Here is a 4,232-nt window from a genome sequence, read left to right on the forward strand (position 1 = left end):
AGGCAGTGAACAACCGTGACCGCAATTTCACCAGCGCCAAACTGAAGCGGCGTATGGAAGAAATCGAGGCGAGCATCAGCCGTTATTTGGCTGCGCTCGATGCGGCTGATCGACAGATTCCTAGCGCCTCCGCGCCAGACACTGCCAGCCTGGAAGATAAAATCGCCAAGCTCAAAGCGCAGATGAAAGGGCTTCAAGGGATCGAAACTCAGCTCAACGATCCCCCTGATAAACAGGTTTCGCTGAAGAGCTGTTGACGATTACCGACGGTGAACTCGGCGGTTTGCTGCCTTTCACATGGACGCGTCTCTATCGCACCAGTGCGGCGGAAATGGATTGCGGTCTCGGCTTCGGCTGGAGCCATGCCCTCGCCCAGCGAGTGGACATCAATGGCGACGAGGTCGTTTGGACCGACCACGAAAACCGTGTCACGACGTTTCCGATGCCGAGCGAACAGCGCCCGGCAATCACCAACAGCCTTTCGGAAGCGGCCATCTTCATCGGCAATGATCCTTCCGAGCTCGTTCTCACACAGGCTGGTGAGCGCAAGCAGTTCTATCATTTTCGCTTTGACACCAAAGGCGCGACGCTGATTGCCATCAGCGATAACTACGACAATCGCCTGCACATCACCCGTGACATCCACGGTCGAATCAAACGCGTGGACAACGGGGCCGGTCGAGCCCTTCTGGTTCGGTATGACCGCAAACACATCATCGCTATCGACTATCAGCAATTCGTGCCGGCAGACACACTGGAAGATGCATGGAGCACCGTCCAGACCCTGGTCACCTACACGTACGATGCTCAGCAGCGTCTGACTAAAGCCACGAACGCTGCCGGTGAGTCTGAGCGTTACACCTACAACGAACAGAACGTCATTCTCGAGCGGCAGCTTGCCGGTGGCGCGAGCTTCTACTGGGAGTGGGAAAAGGAAGGCAAGTCAGCGCGTTGCATCCATCACTGGGCCAGCTTCTCGCAGATGGACGCGCATTACGACTGGGATGACAACGGTAGCGTCACGGTGACCAACGCCGATGGCAGCGAAGAGGTCTACACCCACGATGACAAGGCTCGACTCGTCGTCAAGGTCGATCCGGATGGCGCGGAACACCTCAAAGCTTACGACGATCAAGGCCGGTTGATCGCCGAAAAGGATCCCCTCGGCGCGGTCACTGAATACCAATACAACGAGGCCGGTCGACTGGTCGCGGTGATCCCGCCGGAAGACATGCCGACCTCCTACGAGTACTACCACGGCTATGTCCGTGTGGTTAATCGTGGCCCGGCCAAATGGATCTACTGGCGCAACGACCAGGGCGATATAACCGAACAAGTTGATCCGGATGGCAACTCGACGCACTACAGCTACGATCGCCAGGGACGTTTGCTGGAAATCAGGCATCCTGATGGCAGCCGTCATCAACTGGGCTGGAACAACCTCGGCCAATTGCTGGAGGAGCGCCTGCCCGACGGCGGTCAGCGCAAATACCGCTACGACGCACTCGGTCGGCAGATCACACGTCAAGCTGAAACCGGTGCAATCACCCAGTACCAGTGGGATGCTGCAAACCGTCTCGTACAGATCACGCTGCCCGGTGGCGCCACCCGCGCATTTACCTACAACCCATACGGGCGCGTCACCGCTGAACGCGACGAACTGGGCCGTGTAACCCGCTACGAGTATGCCGATAACCTGCACCTGGTCAGCCGTCGCATCAACCCCGACGGCAGCCAACTGCGCTACCGCTACGACAACGCGCGCCTGCTGCTCACCGATATCGAAAATGAACGCGGCGAACACTACCGGTTGGATTACTACTCGAACGGGTTGATCCAGCAGGAAACCGGTTTCGACGGGCGCCGCACGGCCTACGAGTACGACCTCAACGGCAAGCTGCTGAAGAAAACCGAATTCGGCGACGACGGCAGCGAACTGGTCACCGAGTACCAGCGCGAGGGCGCCGGCCGACTGCTGGTGAAGACTCTGCCCGACGGCGAGGAAATTCACTACAGCTACGATGCGCTTGGCCGTCTGGTCGACGTGAACGATGGTCATTGGCCGCTTGCCTATGAATATGATGTGCAGGATCGGCTAATCACCGAGCATCAGGGCTGGGGCACCACCCGTTACGAATACGACAGCGTCGGACAGCTCAGTCACTGCCGCCTGCCGGATGGCAGCACACTCGATTATCGCCATCAACCCGGCGGGCATCTGAGCAGCATCGACCTCAACGGCACACGCCTGACTTCCCACCAGTTCAGCGCCGGTCGTGAACAGCAACGCCAGCAAGGTCTGCTGCTCAGCCAATACCAATACGACGAACAAGGTCGCCTGCAAGCGCACAGCGTCAGTCAACGCGACAAAAACCTGTTCCAGCGTCGCTACACCTACGACGCCAACGGTAACCTCGTCGGCATCGACGACAGCCGCAAAGGCAATCGCAGCTACCACTACGATCCGCTGGATCGCCTGATCAACGTACGTGGCGCAACACTCGAAAGCTTTGCCCACGACCCCGCAGGTAACCTGCTCGGTCAGACCGACATGCCTGGCGCCAATCTGGCCAACGTCAAAGGCAACCGCCTGCTGATGCAGGGCGACCGCCACTACGACTACGACGCATACGGCAACCTGATCCGCGAGCGGCGCGGAGCCGGCCAGAAGCTCGTCACTGAATACCGGTATGACTGCCAGCATCGCCTGATCGGCGTAAGTCTGCCGGGCGGCAGTACGGCGTCGTACAAATACGATGCCTTCGGCCGCCGTATCGAAAAAACCGTCGACAGCCATACCACCGAATTCCTGTGGCAAGGCGAACGCCTGATAGCGGAAAGCGCCGAGAACCGCTATCGCAGCTACATCTACGAACCGGGCACCTTCCGGCCGTTGGCAATGCTCGACGGCGAAGGCCCAGTGAAAGCGGCACCTTTCTACTATCAACTCGACCACCTCGGCACACCGCAGGAACTCACCGACTACAGCGGCGAGATCATGTGGTCGGCGAAATACCGTGCTTACGGCAATCTTGCCGCCCTCGACGTGAACGAAATCGACAACCCGCTGCGCTTCCAAGGTCAGTACTTCGACGCTGAGACGGGGTTACATTACAACCGGCACCGCTACTACAATCCGAACACAGCGCGATATCTGACACCGGATCCGATCAAGCTTGCGGGTGGGTTGAATAACTACCAGTACGTGCCGAACCCTATAATGTGGGTTGATCCACTTGGTTTGATGTGTGGTAAAGGGGACTGCCCGGATATGTCTCCTCCACTAACACAGTCGCAAATAGACAAGATTATTGCGACACCGAAGGGAATGCGTCCCGATCCAAGCAGTTATCTGTCCGCCGAATACATATCGAATCATCTTTCCCAGTTTGATGGAGGTGCGACCCGTTTTATGACTCAAAACAACGTGGACAGGTATGGTATTGGACAACGTGATGGCACATCCTTTGTTATGCCAAAAAGTGAAGCCGATAGGCTGCTAGCATCCGCCAACGGAGATAGCTCTATTCTTGAGAGTTCCTTGGGCCTTGAGCCTGGCTTTCTTAGCAACAATCAATTATTACGCGTGGACATCACTAACCCAAGGGAACTTGAATTAAGAATTCCATCAGGAAATGAAGCTGGCGCTAACGACCTATGGATTCCAGGTGGAAAGTTACCAAATGGGAATAGTGAAGCAATAATCGACGCTAAGGGCCCGATTGCAACAAGACTTGAAATATCACCATTGGCTCTATAAGGGATAACCATGAAATTCAATGACACTATTGTAAATACAGATGAGCGATTCACTATAGGAACAGAGGAAGCCACTGGAAGGTATTATGTCTCTATCCCTGTTAGCAACCGCTTGGTTGACTATGATGAATATTACGAAATAAGCAAAGAGTCATACGAACTCTTTCTTAAGAATTCGTCCGCAGCACTGAGTTATGTTGAGCGCTGTAGAGCTAGACAAGAGGATGAATCTCTCATGTTCAATCCAGGCGCAGACCGTGGAGTTGCGACTTAACACATTTTCTGGTTAGCCGATTTTGCTGTTTTCTCGGGAAGGCACTAGCTCCTCTTCGGGGTGGGTATCTCGGCTCGGCCGATTGCTGCCACTCAAAGCGCTTGAGCGAGAAGCCCAGCGCAACGTCGAACTCATGTGGCTAACCGGGCGTTTGATGCCCGATTTCAAGATCATCGCCAACTTCCGAAAAGACAACAGC

Annotated in this window: 1 protein-coding gene and 3 pseudogenes; all 4 read left to right on the top strand. The window is 55.8% G+C overall.

Annotated features, from left to right (window positions below; all coding sequences use genetic code 11):
* A pseudogene (locus ACXPVS_RS27060) lies at positions 1-245 on the top strand (IS5/IS1182 family transposase); the annotation flags it as partial.
* A pseudogene (locus tag ACXPVS_RS27065) lies at positions 245-3,271 on the top strand (RHS repeat-associated core domain-containing protein); the annotation flags it as partial. The pseudogenes ACXPVS_RS27060 and ACXPVS_RS27065, both read left to right, overlap by 1 nt.
* A gap of 498 nt (positions 3,272-3,769) precedes the next feature.
* Positions 3,770-4,033 (top strand): hypothetical protein, encoded by a 264-nt coding sequence (locus ACXPVS_RS27070; protein ID WP_458512622.1) that lies wholly within the window; start codon positions 3,770-3,772, stop codon positions 4,031-4,033.
* A 97-nt stretch (positions 4,034-4,130) separates the two neighbouring features.
* Positions 4,131-4,232 (top strand): annotated as a pseudogene (locus tag ACXPVS_RS27075) (transposase); the annotation flags it as partial.

Source organism: Pseudomonas sp. Ma2-10, assembly GCF_054330215.1.

Bases quoted from the DNA above. Each gene is read 5' to 3' on its own strand.
- ACXPVS_RS27070 (WP_458512622.1), top strand. From the start codon at position 3,770: ATGAAATTCAATGACACTATTGTAAATACAGATGAGCGATTCACTATA.